The organism is Citrobacter sp. VF227, from assembly GCF_052950715.1.
In genome coordinates this window covers 1-462 of the sequence record NZ_JBRFVF010000426.1, presented here as the reverse complement: position 1 = coordinate 462, position 462 = coordinate 1, and the positions used below count along the sequence as shown (strand labels likewise).

Below are 462 nucleotides of genomic sequence, written 5' to 3'. Positions count from 1 at the left end.
CTCGTTGACCTTGATATAGGCCAGGCCCTTGGCGCCGTAGATGCCGACGAACTTGGTGTAGTCGTCGATCTGGCTGCGCGGCATGCTTGCGGCACCCGGCACACGAAGGGCGGCCACGCGACCTTTCGGATCGTTGGCCGGGCCGGAGAACACCTTGAACTCGACCGCGTTGAGCTGATCGGCAACGTCCACCAGCTCGAGCGGGATGCGCAGGTCCGGCTTGTCCGAGCCATAGCGACGCATGGCCTCTTCGAACGGCATGTGCGGGAATTCACCAAACTCCAGATCCAGCACTTCCTTGAACAGCTTGCGGATCATGCCCTCGGTGATACCGATGATGTCCGCTTCGTCGAGAAAGCTGGTCTCGATGTCGATCTGGGTGAACTCGGGCTGACGATCGGCGCGCAGGTCTTCGTCGCGGAAGCACTTCGTGATCTGGTAGTAGCGATCGAAGTTCGCCAC

1 protein-coding gene is annotated in these 462 nt (G+C 60.8%); it reads right to left on the bottom strand.

What is annotated here, in order from left to right:
* Nucleotides 1–462: amino acid--tRNA ligase-related protein (locus ACU8YC_RS27130; protein WP_446896277.1), on the bottom strand; the 462-nt coding region annotated here is incomplete at both ends.